The organism is Microbacterium sp. Mcb102 (assembly GCF_024519805.1).
GTDB lineage: Bacteria > Actinomycetota > Actinomycetes > Actinomycetales > Microbacteriaceae > Microbacterium.
On record NZ_JALJRG010000002.1, the window covers coordinates 18,788 to 44,603 of the forward strand.

Consider the following 25,816-nt stretch of genomic DNA (forward strand, 5'->3'; position numbering starts at 1 on the left):
TCAGACCTTGGCCAGCCGGGCCGAGGCGTGCGAACGGAGCGGGGTGCCGAGGGCCGCGACATCCCATGCCCACAGCAGATGACCGTCGACCAGGCCGTACATGCGGGAGGAGGCGGTGTGCACCTTCGCACCGGCACTGCGGACCACGGCATCGGTGCCGATGTCGACGCGCGGTCCGTTGATCTCGCCTATGTAGAGCTCGAGTGCGCCGTCGGAGTGAGCGACCGACACCTCGATCGGGAAGCCGCCGCTGGGTGCGCGCAGCTCCTCGACATCGTCGACCGTGCGTGCGACGGGGGGAGCCAGGGGCGGGAGCAGTGCGGGACCCGGATCCGCCGGCGCGGCCGGGCGAGCGAGCCGCCAGAAACCGGTCTCGGCGAGAAGCGCAGTCGACGGTGCGCCGTCTTCCGCGAGGAAGGTCGCGGTGCCGGAGTAGTTGAGGAACGGGCCGCCGTCGTGGCTGAAGCTGACCCGGTGCGTGAACTCGCCCTGCAGACGCTCATCACCCACCGGATAGTCGATGACGCCCGTGCCCTCCCACACGCCGATCAACCACGCGAGCGGGGCGAGGTCGGCGGGAAGGTCGGTGGGGAGTTCGATCACGATCGCGTCAGCGCTGGCCGCGGAAGAGGTTGCGCAGCACCACTGCCGAGACGAAGACGATAGCGAGGCTCGCGAGGCCCAGCAGGCCGATGAAGAAGATTTCGAGCGCCATGAGGTCCATGTGCTCCACCTTACCGCGCCGGGCCGACGTCAGGACGGGATCAGTGCGGCCAACCCGAAACCGATCGAGATGAGGCCCATCAACAGCAGGGCGCCCGTGACGCTGCTCGCCACCCGGAAGATGAAACCCTGCGTGCGCCCGTACCAGAGCTGCACGGCGAACGAGAGCAGAACGACTCCGCCGAAGCCGACCAGCATCCAGGGCACGCGCCATTCCTCCGGCACGAAGATGCCGATCGCGACGGTGGCGACGAACGCCACCGCCCACACGACCATCACACCGACGAAAGCGTTACGCGGTGCGAGTGCTGGTTCCGTCATGACACCATTGTTGCGCATCGGCTCCCGGTATCATGGCGGCACGGCGTCGATCGCCCGTCGGTGAGGAGTGCGCGTGGCCCTGGTCCTGGTTCTGACCAACGCTCCGCTCTCGGAGCAGGTCCTGCCCGCTCTCGAGTTGCTGAGCCATAAAGCGCGCCAGATTCCGGCGGAAACCGCGCAGCTGGTCAACGCCCCGGAGTATGACGTCGTGATCGTCGACGGTCGTCATGACCTGGTGGCGGCGAAGTCGCTGTGCCGCCTGCTGCGCGCGACCGGACAGGACGCGCCGCTGCTCCTCGTGGTCACCGAGGGAGGGATGAGTGCGCTCTCCGGCGACTGGGGCATCGACGACGTCCTGCTCGTCACCGCCGGCCCTGCCGAGATCGACGCACGACTGCGTCTCGCACTCGCGCGGCGAGATGACGTCGCCGAGCCCGCACGCGTACAGGCTTCCGGAGTCACGATCGATGAGCAGTCGTACTCGGCGAAGCTGCGCGGCAGACCGCTGGACCTCACCTACAAGGAGTTCCAGCTGCTGCACTTCCTCGCGACGCATCCTTCACGCGTCTTCACCCGGGAGCAGCTGCTCAGCGAGGTGTGGGGCTACGACTACTTCGGCGGGACCCGCACCGTCGACGTGCACGTGCGACGGCTCAGGGCGAAGCTCGGCGACCAGGAGCAGATCATCGGCACGGTGCGCAACGTCGGCTATCGCTTCAACGTCAACGAGGACGAGAGCATCGCCGCAGCCGGGTGAGGACGGACGCTGTTCACACGAGCGTCACCCGGCGGTGCTTAGATGTACCCCATGATCGATCCCGCACTCGCCGACGCCGGCCTCGGAGACGCCGAAGACGATGACTTCGACGCCATCGAGTCCCCCGACTCCCAGCTCCCGGACCACCGCTACCTGGATCGCGAGCTGAGCTGGCTCGCTTTCAACCAGCGCGTGCTGGAGCTCGCCGAGGATCCGTCGCTGCCCGAACTCGAACGGGCCAACTTCCTGGCGATCTTCGCCAGCAACCTCGACGAGTTCTTCATGGTGCGCGTGGCGGGCCTCAAGCGGCGCATCATGACCGGGCTCGCGGTGCCGACCAACATCGGCCGCTCCCCCGTCGACGCGCTCGCGGACATCTCCCGCGAGGCGCACGCCCTGCAGCTCCGCCATGCGGACGCGTGGATCTCGCTGGTGCGCCCCGCCCTCGCCGAGTCCGGCGTGGAGATCACCGACTGGTCGGAGCTCACCGACGGCGAGCGCTCCGCGCTGTCCGAGTACTTCCAGGCCCAGGTCTTCCCGGTGCTGATGCCGCTGGCGGTCGACCCGGCGCACCCGTTCCCGTACATCTCCGGCCTCTCGCTGAACCTCGCGATCCGCATCCGCAACGCGCGCACCGGTCGGCAGGAGTTCGCGCGCCTCAAGGTGCCGCCCATGCTCCCCCGCTTCGTGGAGGTACCCGGCGGCGGCGAGATCAAGCGCTTCCTGCGTCTGGAGGAGCTCATCGCGAACCACCTGGGCGACCTGTTCCCGGGCATGGAGGTGCTCGATCACCACGCGTTCCGACTCACGCGCAACGAAGACGTGGAGATCGAGGAAGACGAGAGCGAGAACCTGATCCAGGCGCTCGAGGCTGAGCTGCTCCGTCGCCGGTTCGGTCCGCCGATCCGCCTGGAGATCACCGACGACATGGATGACGTCACGATGGACCTGCTGGTCCGCGAACTCGACATCACCGACCTGGAGGTCTACCGCCTCCCCGGCCCGCTCGATCTGCGCGGCCTCTTCGACCTGTCCCGCATCGACCGACCCGACCTGCGGTATCCGCCGCACCTGCCCACCACGGCCGTGGCCTTCCAGCCCGCGGGATCGAGCAACCGCGCCGACATCTTCAAGGCGATCCGCAAGTCGGACGTGCTCGTGCACCACCCGTACGAGTCGTTCACGACCAGCGTCCAGGCGTTCCTCGAACAGGCCGCCCGTGACCCGCACGTGCTCGCCATCAAGCAGACGCTGTACCGCACATCGGGCGACAGCCCGGTCGTACAGGCGCTGATCGACGCCGCGGAGGCCGGCAAGCAGGTGCTGGCACTCGTCGAGGTGAAAGCCCGATTCGACGAGGCCAACAACATCGTCTGGGCGCGCAAGCTCGAGAAGGCCGGCGTGCACGTGGTCTACGGACTCGTCGGGCTGAAGACTCACTGCAAGCTCGCGCTCGTCATCCGCGAGGAAGACGGCAAGCTCCAGCACTATTCCCACGTCGGCACCGGCAACTACAACCCGAAGACCAGCCGTATCTACGAGGACTTCGGCCTGTTCACCGCAGACGCGCAGGTCGGCAAAGATCTGACCCGACTCTTCAATGAGCTCAGCGGCTATGCCATCGAGAAGAAGTTCAAGAGGCTCCTGGTCGCCCCTCTGCACCTCCGGAAGGGCCTCGTCCGCCAGATCGACGCCGAACGCAAGAACGCCGAAGCGGGCGTGCCCGCGCACATCCGCATCAAGGTCAACTCGATGGTCGATGAGGAGATCATCGACGCGCTGTACCGCGCGAGTGCTGCGGGAGTGAAGGTCGACGTCTGGGTGCGCGGCATCTGCAGCCTGCGTACGGATCTCGACGGCATCAGTGACAACATCACCGTGCGCAGCATCCTCGGCCGCTACCTGGAGCATTCGCGGATCTTCGCGTTCGAGAACGGCGGCGACCCGCAGGTGTACATCGGCAGTGCAGACATGATGCACCGCAACCTCGATCGTCGCGTCGAAGCGCTGGTGCGGGTCACCGACCCCGCCCATCTGAAGGAGCTGCAGACGTTCTTCGACCTGGCGATGGATGCCGGGACGACCTCGTGGCACCTGGGTGCCGGTGGAGTCTGGGAGCGCCACGCCGAGGACGCGGACGGCAAGCCCCTGATCGACCTGCAGGATAAGACCATGGGGTTGATCCAGCGGCGTCGCCGCGCACGGGCGGTGCGATGACCGGGCGGCAGCTGCAGCTCCCACCCGACACCGCGAACGGGTCGAAGTGGGCGGACAAGGCCGTGTACGCGGCGGGAGCCGTCGTCTGGCGACTCGTCGACGGCAAGCTGCGCATCCTCCTGATCCACCGCACGAAGTACCGCGACGTCACGCTGCCCAAGGGCAAGGTCGACCCCGGAGAGATGCTCGCCGAGACCGCCGTCCGGGAGGTGCACGAAGAGACCGGCATCCGCGTCTCGCTCGGGGTGTCGGTCGGTGTGAGCCGGTATCACCTGGCGTCCCAGAAGCAGAAGGTCGTGCACTACTGGGCAGCGGAAGCGACGGACTCCGCCATCCGGGAGTCGACGTTCGTGCCCAACCGCGAGATCGCCGCGCTGGAGTGGGTCAGTGTGAAGAAGGCGCGCGCGCGGCTGAGCTACCCCGTCGACCTCGAGATCCTCGACTTCTTCGCCAACCTCGTCGACGACGGAGTGCTGCGCACCTTCCCCGTGATCGCGCTGCGGCATGCGAAGGCCACGCCCCGTTCGGAGTGGGACGGATCGGATGCCTCCCGGCCGCTCACCGAGCGCGGTCGAAAGCAGGCGAAGTCGATCGTGGGACCGCTGCGTGCCTTCGGAGTGCGCCGGATCGTGACGAGTGACGCGGTGCGCTGCGTCGAGACGATCACCCCGCTCGCCCGTGCACTCGATCGCAAGCCGGTGAAGACCGACAAGATGAGCCAGGACGCCTGGGAGGACGGCGAGTCCGATCTGCGCTCGGTCGTCGGACGCCGCATCCGCGCCGGCAAGCCGGCCGTGCTGTGCAGCCACGGCCCGGTGCTGCCCGGCCTGCTCTCGGAGATCGCGCTGGCCACCGGCACCATCCACGGGTCGTATCTCAGCAGCGCCGCAGACCTCGAGCCGGCCGCGTTCTCGGTCGTCCACCTCTCCTCCACGAATCCCGGATCCGGGATCATCGCGATCGAGACCCACGTCCCGAAGGTCTGACGCTTCCTTGATTTCTCGCGGGAGCGCCCCAGAGAGTCGCCCGTCGTTCACCTGCCGTTCACCTGCTCGGGAGAGTCTCGTTAACCGTCGCCCCTAGCGTCACTGTGTGCCCTGCACCGGGCCCCACCCATCAAAGATCGAAGGATCCACAGTGAAGATCTCCCGAATCGCACGAATCGGCGCCATCGGCGCCGTGGCCGCTCTCGCCCTCGCCGGCTGCGCCGCGAACGAAGGCGGCACCGGCTCGAGCGAGGCTCCTGCCGAGTCCACGCTCTCCGGCACCATCGACGCCACCGGCGCCTCCTCGCAGGCCGCCGCCCAGGAGGCCTGGGTCGCCGCGTTCCAGACCGCCAACCCCGACGTGACCGTCAACTACGAGCCCACGGGCTCCGGCACCGGTCGTGAGAACTTCCTCGAGGGCGGCAGCAACTTCATCGGCTCCGACCGCGCATTCAACGATGAGGAGATCGCCGCCGGCGGCTTCGGCGCCTGCACCACGGACGACATCGTCGAGGTCCCCCTCTACATCTCGCCCGTCGCCGTCGCCTTCAACCTCGAAGGCGTCGACGCCCTGAACCTGGATGCCGCCACCATCGCGGGCATCTTCGCGGGCACGATCACCAACTGGAACGCGCCGGAGATCGCCGCGCTGAACGACGGCGTCGAGCTCCCCGACCTGGCGATCTCGCCGGTGCACCGCTCCGACCCCTCGGGAACGCAGGAGACCTTCGCGAAGTACATGAGCGCGACGGCACCCGATGTCTGGACCTATGAGGTCTCCGACGAGTGGCCGATCCAGGGCGGCGAGGCCGCACAGGGCACCTCCGGCGTCAAGCAGGCCATCACGGCCGGCAACGGAGCCATCGGGTTCCTCGACGCATCGCAGGCCGATGGCCTCGGCCAGGTCGCCGTGGGCGTCGGCGAGGAATTCGTCCCGTACTCGGCGGAGGCCGCTTCGAAGCTCGTCGAGGGCTCGCCGCTGGCCGAGGGCCGCGGCGAGGCCGACCTCGTCTTCGACGTCGACCCGTCCGCCGCCGCGGACGGCGCCTACCCGATCGCCCTGGTCAGCTACCTCATCGGCTGCGAGCAGTACGAGGACAGCAACGTCGCGGGGCTCGTGAAGGAGTACTTCTCCTACATCGCGAGTGCCGAGGGCCAGGATGCCGCCGCGGAGAACGCCGGCAGCGCCCCGATCTCGGACGGCCTGCGCGAGCAGGTGCTGGCCGCGATCGACCTGATCCAGGTCGGCTGATCCAGCCGATCCACTGACAGCGGTGCCCCCGCGTCCCGACGGGCGCGGGGGCACCTCCCGGTCAGTATCCGATCCACATCTACCCGGCCCGAAACAGGGAGATCATGAGCACGACCGCGCAGGCGCCCACACCGGCACCGGCCAAAGCGCCGCCCGCACCGATCAAGGCGAAGCAGCGACTCGGAGACCGGGTCTTCTCCGGCACCGCGCTCGGGGCGGGGATCATCATCCTCATCGTCCTCGCGCTCGTCGCCGCCTTCCTCTTCATCCAGAGCCTCCCGGCGTTCCAGCTCGACACCAGCGACAACCACATCCTCAAGGGCGAATCCTTCTGGGTGTACGTGTGGCCGCTGGTCTTCGGCACGCTCTGGGCCTCGTTCATCGCCCTGCTCATCGCCGCTCCGATCGCCATCGGCATCGCCCTGTTCATCTCGCACTACGCGCACCGGAGGCTCGCGGCCTTCCTCGGATACGTCATCGATCTGCTCGCCGCCGTGCCGTCCGTGGTGTTCGGCCTCTGGGGCGGGCTGGTGCTCGCTCCCCTGCTGCAGCCCATCTACGCCTGGCTGAACACGAACGCCTCCTGGGTCCCGTTCTTCGGCGGCCAGGTCTCGTCGACGGGCAAGACGATCCTCACCGCGGCCCTCGTGCTCGCGGTGATGTGCATCCCGATCATGACGGCCATCTGCCGCGAAGTCTTCCTGCAGACACCGAAGCTCCACGAAGAAGCGGCACTCGCCCTCGGCTCCACTCGCTGGGAGATGGTCCGTATGGCGGTTCTCCCCTTCGCCCGCGGTGGCATGGTGTCCGCCGCGATGCTGGCCCTGGGACGAGCGCTCGGCGAGACCATGGCCGTGACCATGGTGCTCTCCCCCTCGGCCGTCGTCAGCTTCCTGGTGCTCACCGCCACCAACCCGACGCCGATCCCCGCCAACATCGCCCTGGCCTTCCCGGAGGCGCACGGCACCGGTGTCAACACGCTCATCGCCACCGGCCTCATCCTCTTCGTCGTGACCTTCGCGGTCAATGCGCTGGCGCGCTGGATCGTCGCGCGCCGCGCCGAGTTCTCGGGAGCGAACTGACATGACCACCCTCACCTCCGCTCCCCCCGCATCGGCCAACGCGGCCTCGCTCACCTCCGGCAAGCTGCCGACGTGGGCGCCGTGGGCCCTGCTCACGGCATCCTTCGCCATCTCCGCCGCGATCTTCGGGGTCGCCGCCGCCGGTGCCGGATCCAGCCTCGCCGACTTCAACATCGTCGGCACAGCGATCGTCGGCATCCTGCTCTACATGGTCATCATCACGGTGATCTCCTCGATCGCGGAGAGCCGTCGCAAAGCGATCGACCGACTGATGACGGCGCTCGTCGCCACCGCCTTCCTGATCGCCCTGCTTCCCCTCGTGTCGCTGCTGTGGACGGTCGTGGCCAACGGCGTCGAACGGTTCGACGCCGAGTTCTTCAGCTACTCGATGCGCAACGTCGTCGGTGAGGGTGGCGGCATCGTGCACGCCATCTGGGGCACGGTGCTCATCACCCTGACCGCCACCGTCATCTCGGTGCCGATCGGTCTGATGACCTCCATCTACCTCGTCGAATACGGCCGCGGCAAGATCGCGAAGGCCATCACGTTCTTCGTCGACGTGATGACCGGCATCCCGTCGATCGTCGCCGGTCTGTTCATCTACGCCGCGTTCGCCCTGATCTTCAAGCCCGGCATCTCGATGGGCTTCATGGGCGCCCTCGCCCTCGCCGTGCTGATGACACCGGTGGTCGTGCGCGGCAGCGAGGAACTGCTGCGGATCGTCCCGAACGAGCTCCGCGAGGCGTCCTACGCCCTGGGCGTTCCGAAGTGGCTGACCATCCTGAAGGTCGTACTGCCGACCTCGATCGCCGGCATCATGACCTCGGTCATGCTCGCGATCTCCCGAGTCATCGGCGAGACCGCGCCGCTGCTGCTCACCGCCGGCTTCACCCAGAGCATGAACCTGAACATCTTCAACGGCCAGATGATGACGCTGCCGGTGTTCGCCTACAACCAGTACATGAATCAGGGCACGAGCCCCGACGCCGCCGTCGCGCGCGCGTGGGCCGCCGCCCTCACCCTCATCCTCATCGTCATGGTCCTGAACCTGCTCGCGCGTCTCATCGCGAAGTGGTTCGCCCCGAAGGTCTCCGGCCGCTGAGCGCCCGACCACTCAGAACAGGAATCCACGTGTCCAAGAGCATCGAAGTCAACGACCTCAACGTCTACTACAGCAACTTCCTCGCCGTGGAGGGCGTCTCCCTCGACATCCAGCCGCGCAGCGTGACCGCCTTCATCGGCCCCTCGGGGTGCGGCAAGTCCACGTTCCTGCGCACCCTGAACCGCATGCACGAGGTCATCCCCGGCGCCCGCGTCGAAGGTGAGGTGCTGCTCGACGGCAAAGACCTCTACGGTCCCGGCGTCGACCCGGTGCTCGTGCGTCGTCAGGTCGGCATGGTCTTCCAGCGGCCGAACCCGTTCCCCACGATGTCGATCAAGGAGAACGTCCTCGCGGGCGTGAAGCTCAACAACACCCGCATGTCCAAGAGCGACCAGGACGCCCTGGTCGAGAAGTCACTCACCGGCGCGAACCTGTGGAACGAGGTCAAGGACCGGCTCGACCGCCCGGGATCCGGCCTGTCCGGCGGGCAGCAGCAGCGTCTGTGCATCGCCCGCGCGATCGCCGTGTCGCCCGAGGTGCTGTTGATGGACGAGCCGTGCTCGGCTCTCGACCCGATCTCGACCTACGCGATCGAAGAGCTGATCGGCGAGCTCAAGAACGAGTTCACGATCGTCATCGTCACGCACAACATGCAGCAGGCGTCCCGCGTGTCCGACAAGACGGCCTTCTTCAACATCGCCGGCACCGGCAAGCCGGGCAAGCTCATCGAGTACGACGACACGACGAGCATCTTCACCACCCCGTCCGTGCAGGCCACCGAGGACTACGTCTCCGGCCGCTTCGGGTGAGTCGAGGCTGACGGAAGAGGGTTCGGGATCTTCGGTTCTCGGACCCTCTCGCGTGTCGGCGACGCCTCGACGCTCAGTCGCGCGGGGAGAGCAGGTAGCGGTTCAGGTCGGCGGTGAGGGCGGCGTCGACCGGGAGCGAGACATCGTCGACGGCGGTGATCGCCGCAGCGAGGCGGACGCTCGACACGAGCCACGCGGCATCCGCCTGCGGGAGATCCGTCGCCGGGATGCGGTCGTAGCCGACGTCGAAACCCTGTGCCGCGAGATGGTCGTACACGCTGAGCTGGGTCGTGCCGTGCAGGATGCCGCCGTTCGGGGCGGGGGTGACGAAGCGGTCGCCGAACCGGAGGATCAGCGAAGCCGTCGGCGCCTCCAGCACGAAGCCGTCGCTCGACAGGAAGATCGCGTCGTCCGCCCCGCGCCGGTGCGCCTCACGCAGAGCAGCCATGTTCACGGCGTACGAGAGGGTCTTGGCGCCCAGCAGCAGCCACGGCGCCCGCTCGGCCGCGCCCAGGTCGTATCCGCGGTCGAGGGTGACGACGCGCACGCCCGTCTCCCGCACGGCGGAGAAGTCGGCTGCCGGCGCCGCCGTCACCCATGCCGTCGGCGTGGGCCCGTGCTCGACGCCGCGGCTGAGGATGAGCTTGATCACGGATTCGCCCGCACCGAGCTGTGCCGCGGCCCGGTCGATGGCCTGGCGCCACTGCGCGAGGTTCGGCACCGGAAGGTCGCACAGGCGTGCCGAGTGCGCGAGCCGCTCGAGGTGCGGGACGACTTCCTGCGCATGCCCGTCGACCACGCCGATCGACTCGAACACGCCGTCACCGCGCTGCGTGCTCAGCTCTCCCACGCTGAGCGCGGGGGCCGCGGCATCCACCTGCGTGAGCGTGTCGGCGTAGTCGGAGCGCTGTTCCTCGGCGGGCACGGGATCGATCATGAGTGCGAAACGCCCGGTCATGATCCGAGCCTAGAGGGCGGGAATAGCCACCGCCGCATCGCGTTACAATTGAGTGGCCGGGCCGCATAACCCCGGGCTCCATTTTTCGCCGCTACGAGCGGCCTTCCGCCGAGAGGCGTTCTTGCGGCCCGGTCTTTTCTTTGTCCGGGCCCTTTTCTGCAGGACCGGCGGCCCGCCGGAGCGTGTCCGTCAGCTGAGAGCCCCCGTGCGCCACAGCACCGCTGCGGCCGCCAGATCCTGCGCATAGCTGCTGAGTCGCAGCGCTCGGGTGGTCAGTTCGCTGGCTCGCGCCGGTTCGGTGGGCTCGTAGTCGTCCGCCGAGTGGGTCGCCCCCGAAGCCTGCACCCGGCAGAACGCGGCGGCGCGGTCGAGAGCCACCGCGAAGTCCCCGCGGAACGCCCCGCGCAGGATCGTGTCGATCAGCGCGACGAGCTCGTCAGGGCTCGCCGGCACCGGAGCGCCGGCGATCACGACATCGGCCGAGGCCAGCTCCACCCGACCGCGGTCGTAGAGCAGCGCGGCCGTGCGGGCGTCGGCGTGGATCGCGAGCTGCAGCACGTACAGGCGCCACAGCGCGCCGGGAAGCGTGCGGGACGGAGCCTTCGACCACAGCTCCGCGATCTCGTCGATGCCGTGCTCGGAGGTGAATGCCACGAGCCGCTCCGCGCTGGCACCGCTCTCGTCCGCACGGACGCGCGTCAGCAGAGCGGATGCCGTGGCGTGTGCGACCCGCGTCTCTTCGGCGGGATCGTGCGCGCCGACGATGTTGTCGAAGGAGGAGGACGGTCGGCGCACAGGGCGGTGGTGCTGCTCAGGCATCCCTCCAGGGTACGCGCGATCGGCGACGCTCAGGCCGTGGGGATGACGATCACCGGGTCAGACGTCGGTTGCCCCGTCGGCGAGCCGCCGGCCTGTTCGACGGTCACCGCGATCGCATCTCCTGCCTGCATGTCGCCATCGAGCAGGGCTGTCGCCTCACCGCCGTCGACATCGAACACGCCTGCCGAGACGGGGGCGTCACCGCGCACGAACCAGAGTTCGTATGTCTCGCCCTCCCCGGGATTCGGGAGCCCGTCGGCCACGAGCACGGCCTTGCCGACCGAGCCCGACCAGTGCGCCGTCGCCGTTCCGCCGTCATCGAGCGCGACCGTCGCCTGCTCGGCGTCTCCCGCCGCTTCGATCTCCTGCAGGGCGACCACGCTCGCGGGGCGGTTCAGCTGCTGATTCAGAGCCACTGCGCCGATGCCGACGCCGACGAGGAGGGCGAGGCACGCGGCCAACGCGAACACCGTGCGAGTCCATCGGCGCGGCTTCGGGGATTCGGCGGCGGCCTCCTCCGTCGTGAAGCTCTCCGGTGCCGGAGCGGCCGCACGCGGCTCGTCGCCGTCCGACTCGATTCTCTGTGGCGTGACGGCGATCTGCGCGAGCAGGGCGGACCGGATGCTCGCGGGCGGATCGACCGTCGCGGCCGTCTCGGCGAGTAGCCCGGCCGCACCGGCATCCGCCTCGACGATGGCCTGCCACTCGGGGTGCGCGGCGCGTGCGTCACGGAAACGGCGCTCGTCGTCTGCCGACAGCGCGTGCAGGGCGGCACCTGCCGCGAGCTCTGCGAACTCTCTCTCGTTCATGCCGTCACCCCCATCGCCGTGCGCAAACGGGTCAGCCCGTCTCGCATCCGTGTCTTGATCGTCCCCAGCGGCGCGCCCACCAGAGCCGCGATCTCGTTCTGACTGTAACCGCCGTAGTAGGCGAGGACGAGTGCCTCGCGCTGCACCTCAGGAAGCCCCGAGAGCGCGTCGACGACCTTCTCGCCTTCGATTCCCAGCTCCACCTGTTCTGCGACGCTGTCGTGTGCCACACCGATGTCCTTGAATCCGGCCCGCACATCGCGGTCGGCGCTCGACTGCGATGCCCGCACCCGGTCGACGGCCCGACGATGTGCGATCGTCATGACCCACGTTCGTCCTTGACCTCTGTTCGGAGCGAAGCGGGAAGCGGATTGCCAGATCTCCAGGAAGACCTCCTGCAGGACCTCCTCGCTCTGCGCCCGGTTCACCAGCACGCGGAGGATCAGCCCGAAGGCGCGGGAGGAGAGGGCGTCGTAGAGGGCCGCGAAGGCAGCCTGATCACCGTCGGCGACGCGCACGAGGAGGTCGCCGACAGCATCCTGCGTCGCGCCGTCCTCCGGGACGTCCATTCCATCGATGACCATCTCCACAAGCATGCCGCATCTCCTCTCCGTACCCGTGCAGACGTCACCCGAATGTGAAGGAATAGACCTGGATTCCGGGCGGGACGTCGAGCGTGAGGGTGCCTTCGGCGATGTCGGTCTGCTTGAGCAGCTCGTACGAGCGCGGAGTGCCGTCGATCGCGATGGTCTCCGTCGATCCGTCGTCGCGTCGGAGCTCGATGTCTCCCGTCCCGGCGACCACGACCCGCACCTCGGCGGCGTGATACTCGAGGCTGATGCGTCCGTCATCACCCTCCGGCGTCGCGTACTGCGTCTCGATCGTCCAGTCGCCGTCGAGCGCGAAGCTGTCGGCCGGCTGATCCTTCGGGAACGTGTACGCGTTGGTGCCGGAGCGGTAGTCGCCGTCGCCGCCGTAGTTGACGTCCTTCGACGAACCGAGGAATGTCTCCCTCGTCGTCGACCCCACATCGGGTGTGTCATCTTCGACGTCTGTCGCGCCGGGAAGGTCGACGGACGGATCCGCGTCCTTCAACAGCTCGCGGATCATCGACTCGGTCGCGGCGTAGTTGCCCTCTCCGAACGAGATGTGGCGCACGGTTCCCTCTGCATCGATCAGGTAGTGGGCGGGCCAGTAGCGGTTGCGGTAGTTCGTCCACGTCGACAGGTTGTTGTCGAGGGCGACCGGGTATTCGATGCCGAAGTCTCGCGCGCCGGCCGCCACATTGCCCGGGTCCTTCTCGAACGCGTACTCGGGAGAGTGGATGCCGATCACCTGCAGGCCCGCATCGCGGTATGCCTCATCCCAGGCGACCACGTGCGGGAGCGAACGCTGGCAGTTGATGCACGAGTACGCCCAGAAGTCGATCAGCACCACCTGACCGCGCAGGTCCTTCAGGTCGAGCGCCTCCCCGTTCGGGGTGTTGAGCCATTCCTGGATGCCCTTGATCGACGGCGCCGTTCCGCACGACTCGAGTTCCTCGGCACCGTTGGTGCACTTGTCGAGATCCTTGTTCTCTTCGTTGACGAGTCCGCCGAGATCGAGGGCGTCCTTCACCTGGTCGGAGTCGGCGATCTGCTCCTGGAGCGGAGCCGTGTAGTCGGGCAGCAGACGCTGCAGCGCCTGGGGCACGTTGAACACGAGCCCGACGGCGAGCGCGATCATCGCGATGCCGGCGGCGATGCGCAGCCCGCGCTCCTTCGAGCGGAAGGAGCGGATGCGCTCGACGACGCTGCGGCCGGCGAGGGCGAAGATCAGCAGCGGCACCGCCACGCCGATCGAGAACGACACGGTGAGCAGCACAGTTCCGATGCCGATCTGACCGGTGGAGCCGGCGACGATGATGGCGGCCAGCACGGGGCCGGCGCACGGCACGAAGACCGCACCCAACGCGAGGCCGACGCCGAAGCCGCTCCCCCGGTTCTTCACCTCGCGCTGACCGAACCGCTGGAACGGGCGCTCGAGGATGTGCTGGAACCGCGGCACGATGAGCCCGACGCCGATGATGATCAGCACCGCGATGCCGACCCAGCGGATGATGTCCTGCGGCAGATTCAGCAGACCGAGCAGCAGTGAGCCGCCGAGCGTGACGAGCGTGAAGCTCAGCACCAGCCCCGCGATCACGAAGTACGGGCGGCTGCGCCTGGCGGGCACCACCTCGTCTTCATACCGCGCGGACTGGGCGCCCCCGGTGAGGAAGATCACGGGCAGCACGGGCAGGATGCACGGCGAGATGCCGGTGATGAGCCCGCCGAGCAGGCCGATGATGATCAGGTCCATGAGGTCCCCACTTCTGTCGGGAGCTGTTCGCTCCGGGGACGACAACGGATTGGATTCGATCGATCTGAGAGATTTCTGAGATTTCTCCCATCCGATCTCGAAGGTGCTCCGAACAGCCCTCGACGCCACGGAGAGGCCGTGGCTCAGTTCTGAAGGAGCTCGACATGTTCAGCACCAAGAAGAAGGTCACCGCAGCCATCACCCTCGGCCTGGCGAGCGCGTTCCTGCTCTCCGCCTGTTCGATGGGCAGCGGCAGCACCACGGAGGAGTCCACCGAGCCCAAGACTCCGGAGACGTCGGAGTCGACGCCGATGGAGGAGATGGACCCGGCCGCGAACCTCGTGGGCCCCGGTTGCGCCGCCTACGCCGAAGCTGTGCCGGAGGGCGCAGGATCGATCCAGGGCATGTCCCAGGACCCGGTCGCCGTCGCCGCATCCAACAACCCGATGCTGACCACGCTGGTCGCAGCGGTGAGCGGACAGCTCAACCCCGACGTGAACCTCGTCGACACGCTCAACGGAGACGAGTTCACCGTGTTCGCACCGGTGGATGACGCCTTCGCGAAGATCGACCCGGCCACCATCGAGGCGCTCAAGACCGACAGCGAGACGCTGAGCTCGATCCTGACCTACCACGTGGTCCCCGGCCAGATCGAGCCGGCCGACATCGAGGGCATGCACAAGACGGTCCAGGGTGCCGAGCTCGAAGTCACCGGCAGCGGCGATGACTGGATGGTCAACGACGCCAAGGTCGTTTGTGGTGGAGTGCAGACCGCGAACGCGACCGTGTACCTGATCGACACGGTCCTGATGCCCCCGGCTTCCTAAGCACGGGATGGCCGGGAGGAGGACCCGGCACGCGGCCTTCTCGGGGTAGGGGGAGCCACCCGGGAAGGAGAAGGGGCCGCCGGCGACGTTCTGTCGCCGACGGCCCCTCGTCGTGCGCACTAGACTTTGAGCAGGGGCCTCTAGCTCAGTTGGCAGAGCATCGGACTTTTAATCCGCGGGTCGTGGGTTCGAGCCCCACGGGGCCCACCGCAGGGTGAGCGCGGCGGCACCTGTCTCAGGATTCGCCGTCGTGCTCGCCCGCCAGCAGTTCCGAGCGGATGTCGGCCACGCCACTGGGCAGCGTCTCGCCTTCGAGTTCGAACGTCGGGGCTTTCGGGGTACCGCCGATCGCGCACACCGCGACGCTGTCCTGGCCGTCCAGTGTCTTGGGGATGACGACGAACCAGAGGGACTTCTCCGCAAGCCACTCGGTGGTCGCCATGTCGGCGTAGTAGGTCGCGTCCGGTGCCAGGCTGCGCGTCTTCTCGGTGCAGAGATTCACGAGCTGGGGACCGGAGAATTCCGAGGCGGCCTCCGTCGGGTCCGGGGTCGGCGCGGAGGTCTCAGACGGCGTGGGAGTGGGCGATGTCGGCGCAGAGGTCGACGACGTCGACGGCGACGGGCTCGGAGCCGGCTCGGGGGCGCAGGCCGCGAGCAGAACGAGCATCGGCAGGAGGACGAGAGCAGGACGAACGCGCATGTCTGGATGCTACTGCCGCCGCAGCGGATTCCGAGGGGAGCGCTCCGGAGACGACGGCTTCTCCTGTATCACCGGCTCCTCGCAGTGGCCACCCCCTTCCCACATTCGGGTGTCCCGGGAGAGGGTCTACTCGTCCGCTCCCCGCGGACGACCCTCCACGAAAGGACGACGAACCATGACTCTCACCGGCAACCGAGTGGCATTCCTGGCGACGGACGGATTCGAGGACAGCGAGCTCACCAGCCCCTGGGATGCGGTGACCGCCGAGGGCGCGAGCGCGACGCTGATCGCCCCGGACGGCGCCGCGATCACCGGGAAGAACGGTCACGAGCAGGCCGTGGATCTCCTCGCCTCCGACGCGTCGGCCGACCAGTTCGACGCGCTCGTGCTCCCCGGCGGTGTCGTGAACGCCGACCACCTGCGCCTCGACAAGCCGTCGATCGCCCTCGCGCGGTCCTTCTTCGAGCAGCACAAGCCCGTGGGCGTGATCTGCCACGGCGCCTGGATCCTCATCGAGGCCGGTGTCGTGGACGGCCGGACGCTCACCAGCTACCCGAGCCTGACGACAGACCTGCGCAACGCCGGGGCGACCTGGGTCGACGAGGAAGTCGTCGTGGACGAGGGCCTCGTCTCCAGCCGCACGCCCGACGACCTGCCCGCCTTCAACGCGAAGCTCGTCGAGGAGATCGGCGAGGGCAAGCACTCCGGGCAGACCGCCTGAGCAGCGGTGTCAGGCCCGCGCCCGGTGCCGTCGGACGGCCGCGCGGTTCGCACAGCGCACGGAGCAGAAGCGCTGGCGGCCGTTGCGGGTCACGTCCGCGACGACGTTCGTGCACGGTGCGGCCTGACACCTCCCGAGCCTGCTCATCCCTCGGGTCACGAGATGCAGCGATGTGCCGAGGCTGATGATCGCCCGCAGCACGTACGGCAGTGACGGCACGTCGTCGCGGTAGTGCAGGTGCCAGCCCTCCCCGTCGTGGTTCGTGAGCCGCGGGTAGGCGGCCGCGGCCGCGAGCTGGGCGTTCAGCAGCAGAGCCCGGGCGTCGGGGTCAGACTCGTCGACGATCGTGAGCCAGTCGTCGATGACCGCCCTGATCTTCTCGTGGTCGTCGGCAGCCGGCGGGAACGTCTGCGTCATGCCTAGCTCGAGGGTGCGCTCCTCGATCCCGGCACGGTCGGACGGCCAGTCGTTGGCGAGGGAGGCGGCCAGGAGCACCGCATATTCGCCGTAAGGGTTGAGATGCATAAGACCATTACATCACGCTGGGTACATGACCTCGCAGAACACGCTCCCGATCCCCCGCATCCGGCCCGAAACCGCGTCCCATGAGCACGCATGGCTCGTCGAGTCGCGGCATCCGACGAGTGAGGGCGTCATCCTCTACGTGCGGTGCGGGGGATGCGGCACCCGCCGCGTCGACCTGCAGTCGCACCCGCACACGCCGCCGACCGCGCTGAGCACGGAGACCGGCGGGGTCCAGGGCTGAGACTCAGGCCTCGACGATCTCCGGCGCCGTCACTCCGTCACTCCGTCACTCCGTCACGCCGTCAGCTCGATGAGTGTGCGCGTCGTCCGGAGGTTGCGGGCGGTCCCGGCCACGCCCAGCGCACGGTCCAGCACCCCCTTCGTGAGCTTCGTGGAGTGCACTCCACCACTCCCGTAGTCGATCCACAGGTCGTTCCCCACGAGCTCCAGACGCTCCTCCGGCAGGAGTCGTCTCCCCAGCGCCTCGACCGCCCCCGCCGAGGGCGTCCCCTCGAGGAACATCGCGTGCACGAACTTCACGTCACCCTCGGGAAAGGGCTGAGCGGACTCCGACGCGACCAACTGCGTGTGCGTTCGATGGATGACCGGAGTGTCGACCCCGAACTCCTCATGGATGAGCGAGCGGACGACGCTGCACGCGGCCTCCGGGTTCTTCGGGGTCGCGCAGACGATGTTGCCGCTCGCGATGTAGGTAGACACGTCGGCGAGATCAGTGTCGGTCGCCAGCACCTCTCGCAACCGTGCCATCGGCACGCTGTTGCGTCCGCTGACGTTCACAGCCCGAAGCAGCAGGACGCTGCGGTTCACGCGTCGGTGCTCTCGACCAGTTCCGCACCCGCGTGCACGAGTTCTGCGAGGGCCGCTTCGCTCGGCTCCGGAGCCACCCCGGCCACGAGGTCGGTCAGAATCCGTACATGGACGCCGTGCGCGATCGCGTCGAGCGCGGACGCCCGGACGCAGTGATCGGTCGCGATGCCAACCACATCGGCACTGAGCACTCCCGCGGCAGTGAGGAGCGCTCCGACGGTCTCACCAGCCTCCGTCTCCCCCTCGAACATCGAGTACGCGGGTTTGCCCTGTCCCTTGCGGACATGGTGCGTCACGGCATCCGTCACCAGGAGCGGGTCGTAGTCGGCACCTTCCGTGCCCGCGACGCAGTGCACGGGCCAGGAGTCGACGAAGTCGGGCGTGCCGGCGAAGTGTCCGCCGTTGTCTCCCTGCGCGTCATGCCAGTCCCGCGACGCGATGATCACCGCGTAGTCGGAGGCATGCGCGGCGAGGAATGTCGTGACGGCAGCGGCCACCGCATCACCGCCCGTCACGGCGAGTGCACCACCCTCCGTGAAATCGTTCTGCACATCGACGATCAGAAGCGCTCTGCTCATGATTCGAGGGTACGCCGCTGGAACGGGAAAGGCCCCGTGATGTTCTTCACATCACGGGGCCTTCGGAGCCGCTTGTCAGAATCGAACTGACGACCTTTTCATTACGAGTGAAATGCTCTGCCGACTGAGCTAAAGCGGCGTGCGACGCGTGAGCGGCGCGATCACCGATATTACCCTGTCTCGTGCCCGGTCGCGAATCGAGCCCGCCTCACTCGCAGCGCAGGCCGTCTTCGGGCACCACATCGTCGAGCAGGAACGCTTCGACGGCGTCGTCCACACAGACGTTGCCCTTGTTGTACCCGGTGTGGCCCTCGCCGACGCGGGTGATCAGGACCCCTTCTTCGAGCTGGTCCGCCAGCGACTCGGACCACTCGTACGGCGTCGCCGGATCGTTCGTCGTGCCGATCACGAGAATGGGTCCTGCACCCTCAGCCGCGATCTCGCCGCGCGTGCCGGTGGGCGGGTAGGGCCAGACCTCGCAGGAGTCCGGTCCGGTCCAGTACGGGGCGATGGTCGGCGCGCCCGCGGCGATCTTGGCCTCGATCGCGGCTTCGGCGGCCGGGTCGTCCTCGACCGGGTAGTCCATGCAGTTGTACGCACGGAAGGCCTCGGTGGAGTTGTCGGTATAGACCCCGTCATCGCCGCGCTTGTTGTAATAGTCGGCGAGCAGGAACGCCGTGGTCGGGTCTCCCTGCAGCGCCTCATCGAGGGCCTGGGTGAGGATGTCCCAGCTTTCCTGGGCGTAGAGCGCGGCGATGATCCCCGTCAGCAGGGAGTCCGCGCCCATCATCCGCCCATCGCCGTTCTCGAGCGGAGTGCGGTCGACGCTCGCCAGCAGCGCCCCGAGATCGGCCATCGCCTCGTCCACTGTGCCGTTGAAGGGGCAGTTCCCCGAGTCGAGACAGTTCTGCATGTAGGCGCGCAGCGCCGACTCGAAGCCCAGAGCCTGAGTCGCCCCGACCTCGAGCCCCGGAACCGCCGGATCGATGGCGCCGTCGAGCACCAGGCGTCCGGCCTTCTCGGGGTAGAGCTTGGCGTAGGTCGCGCCGAGGAAAGTGCCGTAGGAGTAGCCGAGATAGTTGAGCTGCTTGTCGCCCAGCACCGCGCGGATCAGGTCCATGTCGCGGGCGGAGTTGACCGTCGTGATGTGCGGCAGGATGCCGTCACTGTTCGCCTCGCATGCCTCGGCGAACGACTTGTGCGCGTCGAGCAGCTCGGCTTCCCACTCCGCCGTGCCACGGGCGGCGGACGGGATGCCGTAGAGGTAGTCGTCCATTTCCGGTGCGTCGTAGCAGGTCACCGCGGTGGAGCCCCCGACTCCGCGCGGGTCGAAGCCGATCACGTCGTAGTTCTCGATGAGATCGGGCCCGACGGCGAAGTCGAGGCTGCTCTGGACGAGCTCCACACCGCTCGATCCGGGTCCGCCCGGGTTCGTCAACAGGGAGCCGACGGGGGTCCCCTGCGCGCGATGGCGGATCACCGACAGGCTGATGTCACCGGCCCCCGGGCTCTCCCAGTCGAGGGGCGCCGTCACCTCAGTGCAGTCGAAGCCGGGGCCGCAGTCCGTCCACTCCAGCTCCTGCGAGTAGAAGGGCAGCAGGTCTTCGGCGACCCCGTCGGTGTCGGGGACGATGGTCGTCGCCGGCCGCGACGACTGCTCGGGGATCATCGCGTAGAGACAGCCCGAGAGGGCGACGGATGCCGCGGCGAGGCCGGCGATGACCGCGGCGGCGCGACGGAAGCGGGAAGTCGATCGGTTGTTCACGGTTTCCTCCCGCTCGTGATCGTCACGAGCAAGCTCTCCAGTGCGAGCAGCGGAGCGACGTTGCGCTCCAGCGACTGCCGCGTCTCGGCAAGGTGGTCAAGTACGACAAGGGTACGGGCCTCAGGCCAGGCCGACGCGAGGCCTTCCAGCTCGGGGCGCAGCTCGCGGTTGATGAGATCGTCGCCGCGGCCGAACTGCAGCATGATCACGTCGCGGAACAGCGACTGCAGATCGGTGAGCACGCGGTCGATGCCGTCACGCAGGCTGCGCGTGGCGCGCTTCTTCTGATCGTCTTCGAGCGCCGAGAGCTGTGTGCGCAATGCCGGCGGCACGGCCTGCCCCTCGGCGATTCCGATCGTGCGCAGGAGCGAAGCCCGCTCGTGCGCGTCGCGCTCCGCCGTGAGGGCCTTCGCGTCTTCGGTCGCGGCCTGGATGATCCGACCCGCGACATCGACCGCATCGCCGACACCGCGGACGCCGATGACAGACCGCAGGGTCTCGTCGCGCCGACGCCGAGCCGCGTCATCGGTGGCGAGCCGCTGCGCCATCCCGATGTGGCGCTGCGAATGCCGCGCCGCCTGCTCGGCGACGGCCTCATCGGCCCCCGTGCGCAGGGTGATGAGCCGGGCCACATCGGCGACATCCGGCTCCCGCAGTCGCAGCGAGCGGACCCGGGAGCGGATCGTCGGCAGCAGGTCGGCCTCGCTGGGCGCGCACAGGATCCACACCGTCTGCTCGGGCGGCTCCTCGAGTGCTTTCAGCAGCACATTGGAGGTGCGTTCGACCATGCGATCGGCGTCTTCGACGACGATGACGCGGTACCGACCCGCGGAGGGTGCGAAGTAGGAGCGCTCCACGAGAGCGCGGGCCTCGGCGATCGTGATGATCACCTTGTCGGTGCGGAGCGCCGTAACATCGGGATGGGTGCCCGCGAAGACCTGCCGCATCACCGCCTCATCTTCGGGGTGGTCGGCGACCAGAGCGGCCGCGAACGCGTACGCGAGAGTCGAACGGCCGGATCCGGGCGGGCCGGTGATCAGCCAGGCATGCGAGAGCGCACCCGGATCGGATGCCGCCGCACGGAGCGTGTCGACGGCAGCATCCTGCCCCCACACGTCCGCCCACGGGAAAGGAGGAGGAACGGTGCGGGCCATGCACTCAGCCTAATCGCGACCACCGACGCCGACGGCATGGGTGTCGCTCGCGCAGGTCAGCCGAGCAGTGCGCCGACCCGCGCACGGATCTGCTCCGCGATCACCGTCGGCGCTGCGGCGGCGTCGAGGACGAGGAACCTCTCGGGCTCGGCCGCCGCGAGGGCCAGGTACGCGTCGCGGACGCGCCCGTGGAACTCCGCCTGTTCTGCTTCCAGCCGGTCGAACGGCTTGTCGGCGGAGTCGAGGCGGGTGCGGGCCGCAGCGGGGTCGAGGTCGAGCAGCACGGTCAGGTCGGGCAGCGCGCCTTCGGCCGCCCAGAGCGAAAGCTCGCGGATCTCGGTCGCATCGAGCACACGGCCGGCGCCCTGGTACGCCACGGACGAGTCGAGGTAGCGATCCTGCAGCACGACATCCCCGCGGTCGAGTGCGGGTCGCACGACCGTCGCCACGTGGTGCGCGCGGTCGGCCGCGTAGAGCAGTGCCTCGGCGCGCGGCGCGATGTCACCGCGATGATGCAGCACGATGTCACGGATGAGCTGCCCGACCTCGGAGCCGCCGGGTTCGCGCGTGCGCACGACCGTGCGCACGGTGCCTTCGAGCCACTCCGCGAGCAGATTCGACTGCGTGGTCTTGCCAGAGCCGTCTCCGCCTTCGAGCGTGATCCACACCCCGTGACCTGGGGTCACGAGCTCGCCTTCTCCGCTGCCTTCGCGGCGGCGTTCGCCGCACGGGTGGCCGCAGCCTTCTTCGCCGCAGCCGACCGTGCGGCCGACGTCGCCGCCGTGGTCTTCTTCGCGGGGGCCTTCTTCGCGGTCGTCGACTTGGCCGCTGTCTTGGCTGCGGGCTTCTTGGCGGCGGCCTTCTTGGCCGGCGCCTTCTTGGCGGGCGCCTTCTTGGCCGCACCGCGCTTCGGAGCCGGGCCCTTGGCACGCTTGTCGGCGAGCATCTGCACGGCGATCTCGAATGTGATGTCCTCGACCGTCTGGCCGCGCGGAATCGTCACGTTCGTCTCGCCATCGGTCACGTAGGCACCGAACCGGCCGTCGCGGATGCGGATCGGCTTACCGCTGACGGGGTCGGCCTCGAACTCGGCGAGTGCGCTGGATGCACGACGACCGGCACCGTACTTCGGCTGGGAGTAGATCTCCAGCGCCTGCTCGAGCGTGACGTCGAAGATCTGCGATTCGCTCTCGAGCGACCGCGAGTCGGTGCCCTTCTTCAGGTACGGACCGAAGCGGCCGTTCTGGGCCGTGATCTCGTCTCCCGATTCCGGGTCGACGCCCACGACACGCGGCAGGCTCAGGAGCTGGAGCGCGGTGTCGAGCTCGATCGTGTCGACCGACATCGAGCGGAACAGCGATGCGGTGCGCGGCTTCGGGGCCGCCTCCTTCTTCGCTCCGCGCTTCGGCTTCGGGGCCTCGACGACCTCGCCGGTCGTCTCGTCGACCGCTGCGTCCTCGGACACCGGGTCGTTCTCCTGGACGTACGGTCCGAACCGGCCGTCCTTGACGACGACGATCTTGCCGTTCTCCGGGTTCTCCCCGAGCACACGGTCGCCCGCGACGGGAGCGTCGATGAGCTCCTGTGCCTTCTCGGCGGTCAGCTCGTCGGGCGCGAGGTCTTCCGGCACATTGACGATGCGCGGCTTGGCGTCGGGGTTCTCCGGGTCGGCGACCTCGAGGTACGGACCGTACTTGCCGAAGCGCAGCGTGGCGGTGTCCGTGATGCGGGTGGAGTTGAGGGCACGCGCGTCGATCTCGCCGAGGTTGTCGACGACCTGGCGGAGGCCGACGTGTGAGTCGGAGCCGAAGTAGAACGACTTGAGCCATTCCACGCGGTTCTGCTCGCCGCGGGCGATCGTGTCGAGGTCGTCCTCGAGCGCAGCGGTGAAGTCGTAGTCGACCAGCTCGGCGAAGTGCTCCTCGAGCAGCCGGACCACGCTGAACGCGAGCCACGTCGGCACGAGTGCCTGTCCGCGCTTGACCGCATAACCGCGGTCGAGAATGGTCTCGGGGATCGAGGCGAAGGTCGAGGGACGGCCGATGCCCTTCTCTTCGAGGACCTTCACGAGCGACGCCTCGGTGTAGCGCGGCTTCGGCGTGGTGCGGTGCCCCTTGGCCTCCGCATCCGACACCGCGAGCTGATCTCCGACGGCGACGGCAGGCAGCGACTGATTCTCGGCGGCATCCGCGTCGCCGCGCTTCTCGTCGCGACCCTCTTCGTAGGCCTCCAGGAAGCCCTTGAAGGTGTAGACGGTTCCGGAGGCCGTGAACTCGGCCTTCTTCCCCGCGGCGTCGACGGCGATCGTGACCGTGGTGGTCTCGTACTTCGCGTCGGACATCTGGCTGGCGACCGTGCGCTTCCAGATGAGGTCGTAGAGGCGCTGCTCGTCGCGGTCGAGCTCGGACGAGAGAGAGGCGGGCGTGCGGAAGGTGTCTCCCGAGGGACGGATCGCCTCGTGCGCCTCCTGCGCGTTCTTGCTCTTGGACTTGTACACGCGCGGCTTCAGCGGCACCGCGGCGTCGCCGTAGAGGGCCACCGCCTGGCTCCGCGCCGCCTGCACCGCCTGGGTGCTCAGCGACGTGGAGTCGGTACGCATATAAGTGATGTAGCCCTTTTCGTACAGCCGCTGGGCCACGCCCATCGCCTGCTTGGCTCCCATCGAGAGCTTGCGTCCCGCCTCCTGCTGCATCGTGGAGGTGGTGAACGGCGCATAAGGGCTGCGTGTGCCCGGCTTGGCTTCGACCTTGGTGACGCTGCCGGCGCCGACGGCGTCGACCGCTTCGGCGAGCGCGGCGGCGGTGGCCTCATCGAGGATGACGACGGCCTTCTTGAGCTTTCCGTCGTCGTCGAAGTCGGTGCCGCGGGCGAGCTGGCCGCCGTCGACACGCACGAGGCGGATCTTGAACGACGTGCCGGTCGCGGCTGCCTGCGCGTCGACGTCCCAGTACTCGGCCGAGGTGAACGCCATGCGCTCACGCTCGCGGTCGACGATGAGGCGGGTCGCGGCGGACTGCACGCGTCCGGCCGAGATGCCGGTCTTGACCTTGTACCAGAGGACAGGCGAGACGTCCCAGCCGTACAGGCGGTCGAGGATGCGGCGGGTCTCCTGCGCGTCGACGAGGTCGTGGTCGAGCTCACGCGTGTTGCCGACTGCCGCCTGGATCGCGTCCTTGGTGATCTCGTGGAACACCATGCGCTTGACGGGGACCTTGGGCTTGAGCGTCTCGAGCAGGTGCCAGGCGATCGCCTCGCCTTCGCGGTCCTCATCAGTGGCGAGCAGGAGCTCGTCGGCGCTCTTCAGTGCGCGCTTGAGTTCTGCGACCGTCTTCGTCTTGCGATCGGAGACGACGTAGTACGGGTCGAACCCGTTGTCGATGTCGATGGAGTACTTCCCGTAGGCCTGCTTGTCGGCAGCCGGGATGTCCTTCTTGTCAGCGAGGTCGCGGATATGGCCGACGGAGCTGAGCACCTCATAGCCGTCGCCGAGGTATCCCTGAATAGACCGCATCTTCGTCGGGGACTCGACGATGACGAGCTTCTTGCCTTCAGCCAAGGGTGCGTCCTTTCTTCGAAGCACACCATACACACCACTGTGTGGGGTCGTTCACAGTGAGTGAGGTCGCACGGCCGTCACTGTCCCTCGGGTGGCCCGGCACGGGCTCGGGAGACGGCTGCGAGTCCAGCGTACGCCGCCTGCACCTCCACGGTCGCCACGAAGCCCTCGAGAGAGCAGCCGGTGAGCGCCGCGCCCGCCGCCTCCGCGACCCGCGCGGCGAGCGCACACGGCTCCGCTGCGGTCGGCACGGCACCGTTCGCGGCATCGGCTGCGGCGAGCGCCGCGGCATCGGCAGCCCCGGCCGCGCGCTGCGCCGTCACCGCCGCTCCGCCGACGGCGGCCAGCCCGAGAGACAGTGCAGCGGCGACCACCAGGACCCCCGCGGCCACCGCCGTGCCCGCCATCAGCGGCCTCCGTCGAGCGCGCAGCTCGACGCCCGGAGGGGCAGCCGCACCAGCGCGCCGATCGAGGCCTCGAAGGTTGCCGTGACGCACACGAGGTCACCCGAGTGCGAAGACGAGATCCCTGCGCCGGGGACGGCCGTGCCCACCACGCGCTGGGCGGCGTCCGCCCCCTCGCCGCGGCCGAGGAGACGTGCCGCATCCGCCGATGCGTCCTGCAGCGCCACCTGGCGCGATGCCGCGCCGAGCGCGCCCGCACCGAGCAGGAGCGCCAGCACCACGGCGGGCAGCCCGAGAGCGAGTTCTGCGGCGACGGAGCCTCGCTCCCCCGCCCCGGCGCGACCGGCGCCGCTCCTCCGGGGGCGCATCAGGACACGGTGAGGGCTCGCCGGACGAGATCCGTCAGGATGCCGCGAACCTCGTCGGATCGCATGATGACGACCAGGAGCCCTGCGAACGCCACGGCGGCCATCGTGGTGATCGCGTATTCGGCCGTGGCCGCGCCGGTGTCGTCGCCGAACAGCGCAGCCGCGCGGCGCCGGTCGAGTCGGGGGATGCGGATCATGATGTACCTCTTTCTCTG

General features: G+C 68.4%; 28 protein-coding genes and 2 tRNA genes. 11 read left to right on the top strand and 19 right to left on the bottom strand.

What is annotated here, in order from left to right:
• Nucleotides 1–603 carry an FABP family protein gene (locus tag OC372_RS06230; protein ID WP_029262774.1) on the bottom strand — a complete coding sequence of 201 codons (603 nt, stop codon included), beginning with the start codon at nucleotides 601–603 and terminating at the stop codon, nucleotides 1–3.
• Nucleotides 604–753: 150 nt separating this feature from the next.
• Entirely contained in the window at nucleotides 754–1,044 is a 291-nt protein-coding gene (locus tag OC372_RS06235) for a hypothetical protein (RefSeq protein ID WP_105711395.1), read from the bottom strand.
• A 73-nt stretch (nucleotides 1,045–1,117) separates the two neighbouring features.
• On the opposite strand from OC372_RS06235, the gene OC372_RS06240 reads away from it, so the two are divergent.
• The 7 genes from OC372_RS06240 (at nucleotide 1,118) to pstB (ending at nucleotide 9,249) form a co-directional block, all read left to right on the top strand.
• Complete coding sequence (locus OC372_RS06240; protein WP_029262776.1) at nucleotides 1,118–1,801, top strand: winged-helix domain-containing protein; 684 nt, start codon at nucleotides 1,118–1,120, stop codon at nucleotides 1,799–1,801.
• A gap of 51 nt (nucleotides 1,802–1,852) precedes the next feature.
• The gene (locus OC372_RS06245) at nucleotides 1,853–4,018 is read left to right on the top strand and encodes an RNA degradosome polyphosphate kinase (protein WP_029262777.1); all 2,166 of its coding nucleotides are present in this window, start codon (nucleotides 1,853–1,855) and stop codon (nucleotides 4,016–4,018) included.
• A complete protein-coding gene (locus OC372_RS06250; protein ID WP_262001248.1) occupies nucleotides 4,015–5,004 on the top strand; it encodes an NUDIX hydrolase in 990 nt (329 codons plus the stop codon). Before OC372_RS06245 ends, OC372_RS06250 begins: the two co-directional genes overlap by 4 nt.
• A gap of 151 nt (nucleotides 5,005–5,155) precedes the next feature.
• Nucleotides 5,156–6,256 (top strand): phosphate ABC transporter substrate-binding protein PstS, encoded by a 1,101-nt coding sequence (locus tag OC372_RS06255; protein ID WP_262001249.1) that lies wholly within the window; start codon nucleotides 5,156–5,158, stop codon nucleotides 6,254–6,256.
• 104 nt (nucleotides 6,257–6,360) lie between these two features.
• The gene (pstC, locus tag OC372_RS06260; RefSeq protein ID WP_051662330.1) at nucleotides 6,361–7,338 is read left to right on the top strand and encodes a phosphate ABC transporter permease subunit PstC; all 978 of its coding nucleotides are present in this window, start codon (nucleotides 6,361–6,363) and stop codon (nucleotides 7,336–7,338) included.
• Between the two features lies 1 nt (nucleotide 7,339).
• A complete protein-coding gene (gene pstA / locus OC372_RS06265) occupies nucleotides 7,340–8,440 on the top strand; it encodes a phosphate ABC transporter permease PstA (RefSeq protein WP_262001250.1) in 1,101 nt (366 codons plus the stop codon).
• 29 nt (nucleotides 8,441–8,469) lie between these two features.
• A complete protein-coding gene (pstB, locus tag OC372_RS06270) occupies nucleotides 8,470–9,249 on the top strand; it encodes a phosphate ABC transporter ATP-binding protein PstB (RefSeq protein WP_029262782.1) in 780 nt (259 codons plus the stop codon).
• Nucleotides 9,250–9,322: 73 nt separating this feature from the next.
• On the opposite strand, the gene OC372_RS06275 is transcribed toward pstB, so the two are convergent.
• The 5 genes from OC372_RS06275 to OC372_RS06295 form a co-directional block, all read right to left on the bottom strand.
• On the bottom strand, nucleotides 9,323–10,207 hold the full coding sequence (locus OC372_RS06275; protein WP_262001251.1) for an aminodeoxychorismate lyase: 885 nt from the start codon (nucleotides 10,205–10,207) through the stop codon (nucleotides 9,323–9,325).
• Nucleotides 10,208–10,396: 189 nt separating this feature from the next.
• A complete protein-coding gene (locus OC372_RS06280) occupies nucleotides 10,397–11,026 on the bottom strand; it encodes a hypothetical protein (protein WP_029262784.1) in 630 nt (209 codons plus the stop codon).
• Nucleotides 11,027–11,055: 29 nt separating this feature from the next.
• Nucleotides 11,056–11,835 carry an anti-sigma factor gene (locus OC372_RS06285; protein WP_262001252.1) on the bottom strand — a complete coding sequence of 260 codons (780 nt, stop codon included), beginning with the start codon at nucleotides 11,833–11,835 and terminating at the stop codon, nucleotides 11,056–11,058.
• A complete protein-coding gene (gene sigK / locus OC372_RS06290; RefSeq protein WP_029262786.1) occupies nucleotides 11,832–12,431 on the bottom strand; it encodes an ECF RNA polymerase sigma factor SigK in 600 nt (199 codons plus the stop codon). The genes OC372_RS06285 and sigK overlap by 4 nt, the downstream gene beginning before the upstream one ends.
• A 31-nt stretch (nucleotides 12,432–12,462) precedes the next feature.
• Nucleotides 12,463–14,175: a cytochrome c biogenesis protein DipZ gene (locus tag OC372_RS06295; protein WP_262001253.1), complete on the bottom strand. Its 1,713-nt coding sequence runs from the start codon at nucleotides 14,173–14,175 to the stop codon at nucleotides 12,463–12,465.
• Between the two features lie 164 nt (nucleotides 14,176–14,339).
• On the opposite strand from OC372_RS06295, the gene OC372_RS06300 reads away from it, so the two are divergent.
• Nucleotides 14,340–15,002 carry a fasciclin domain-containing protein gene (locus OC372_RS06300; RefSeq protein WP_029262788.1) on the top strand — a complete coding sequence of 221 codons (663 nt, stop codon included), beginning with the start codon at nucleotides 14,340–14,342 and terminating at the stop codon, nucleotides 15,000–15,002.
• A 134-nt stretch (nucleotides 15,003–15,136) separates the two neighbouring features.
• Nucleotides 15,137–15,209 (top strand) — tRNA-Lys (locus tag OC372_RS06305).
• A gap of 28 nt (nucleotides 15,210–15,237) precedes the next feature.
• On the opposite strand, the gene OC372_RS06310 is transcribed toward OC372_RS06305, so the two are convergent.
• Nucleotides 15,238–15,702: a hypothetical protein gene (locus OC372_RS06310; protein WP_262001254.1), complete on the bottom strand. Its 465-nt coding sequence runs from the start codon at nucleotides 15,700–15,702 to the stop codon at nucleotides 15,238–15,240.
• Between the two features lie 175 nt (nucleotides 15,703–15,877).
• Here OC372_RS06310 and OC372_RS06315 point away from each other — a divergent pair, with 175 nt between their 5' ends.
• Nucleotides 15,878–16,423 carry a type 1 glutamine amidotransferase domain-containing protein gene (locus OC372_RS06315; RefSeq protein WP_105711349.1) on the top strand — a complete coding sequence of 182 codons (546 nt, stop codon included), beginning with the start codon at nucleotides 15,878–15,880 and terminating at the stop codon, nucleotides 16,421–16,423.
• Between the two features lie 9 nt (nucleotides 16,424–16,432).
• On the opposite strand, the gene OC372_RS06320 is transcribed toward OC372_RS06315, so the two are convergent.
• Nucleotides 16,433–16,948 carry a CGNR zinc finger domain-containing protein gene (locus OC372_RS06320; protein WP_262001255.1) on the bottom strand — a complete coding sequence of 172 codons (516 nt, stop codon included), beginning with the start codon at nucleotides 16,946–16,948 and terminating at the stop codon, nucleotides 16,433–16,435.
• A gap of 25 nt (nucleotides 16,949–16,973) precedes the next feature.
• On the opposite strand from OC372_RS06320, the gene OC372_RS06325 reads away from it, so the two are divergent.
• Nucleotides 16,974–17,189, top strand: a complete 216-nt coding sequence (locus OC372_RS06325; protein WP_029262792.1) for a hypothetical protein — start codon at nucleotides 16,974–16,976, stop codon at nucleotides 17,187–17,189.
• Between the two features lie 53 nt (nucleotides 17,190–17,242).
• Here the strand turns inward: OC372_RS06325 and OC372_RS06330 are convergent, their stop codons facing one another.
• The 10 genes from OC372_RS06330 to OC372_RS06375 all read right to left on the bottom strand — a co-directional run bounded on the left by OC372_RS06330 (nucleotide 17,243) and on the right by OC372_RS06375 (nucleotide 25,798).
• On the bottom strand, nucleotides 17,243–17,776 hold the full coding sequence (locus OC372_RS06330; protein ID WP_262001256.1) for a DUF1697 domain-containing protein: 534 nt from the start codon (nucleotides 17,774–17,776) through the stop codon (nucleotides 17,243–17,245).
• On the bottom strand, nucleotides 17,773–18,354 hold the full coding sequence (locus OC372_RS06335) for an isochorismatase family protein (RefSeq protein WP_262001257.1): 582 nt from the start codon (nucleotides 18,352–18,354) through the stop codon (nucleotides 17,773–17,775). The genes OC372_RS06330 and OC372_RS06335 overlap by 4 nt, the downstream gene beginning before the upstream one ends.
• A 66-nt stretch (nucleotides 18,355–18,420) precedes the next feature.
• A tRNA-Thr gene (locus tag OC372_RS06340) sits at nucleotides 18,421–18,493 on the bottom strand.
• Nucleotides 18,494–18,562: 69 nt separating this feature from the next.
• On the bottom strand, nucleotides 18,563–20,119 hold the full coding sequence (locus tag OC372_RS06345; RefSeq protein WP_262001258.1) for an alpha/beta hydrolase: 1,557 nt from the start codon (nucleotides 20,117–20,119) through the stop codon (nucleotides 18,563–18,565).
• Entirely contained in the window at nucleotides 20,116–21,273 is a 1,158-nt protein-coding gene (locus OC372_RS06350; protein ID WP_262001259.1) for a DNA polymerase III subunit delta', read from the bottom strand. The genes OC372_RS06345 and OC372_RS06350 overlap by 4 nt, the downstream gene beginning before the upstream one ends.
• Nucleotides 21,274–21,329: 56 nt before the next feature.
• Nucleotides 21,330–21,959, bottom strand: coding sequence for a dTMP kinase (gene tmk / locus OC372_RS06355; protein ID WP_262001260.1), 630 nt, complete (start codon nucleotides 21,957–21,959; stop codon nucleotides 21,330–21,332).
• Entirely contained in the window at nucleotides 21,956–24,829 is a 2,874-nt protein-coding gene (gene topA, locus OC372_RS06360) for a type I DNA topoisomerase (RefSeq protein ID WP_105711356.1), read from the bottom strand. Before topA ends, tmk begins: the two co-directional genes overlap by 4 nt.
• A 77-nt stretch (nucleotides 24,830–24,906) precedes the next feature.
• Nucleotides 24,907–25,236 (bottom strand): helicase, encoded by a 330-nt coding sequence (locus OC372_RS06365; protein ID WP_262001261.1) that lies wholly within the window; start codon nucleotides 25,234–25,236, stop codon nucleotides 24,907–24,909.
• Nucleotides 25,236–25,601 carry a TadE family type IV pilus minor pilin gene (locus OC372_RS06370; protein ID WP_136025903.1) on the bottom strand — a complete coding sequence of 122 codons (366 nt, stop codon included), beginning with the start codon at nucleotides 25,599–25,601 and terminating at the stop codon, nucleotides 25,236–25,238. Before OC372_RS06370 ends, OC372_RS06365 begins: the two co-directional genes overlap by 1 nt.
• Nucleotides 25,601–25,798 (bottom strand): DUF4244 domain-containing protein, encoded by a 198-nt coding sequence (locus OC372_RS06375; protein ID WP_029261056.1) that lies wholly within the window; start codon nucleotides 25,796–25,798, stop codon nucleotides 25,601–25,603. Before OC372_RS06375 ends, OC372_RS06370 begins: the two co-directional genes overlap by 1 nt.
• Nucleotides 25,799–25,816 lie beyond the last annotated feature (18 nt).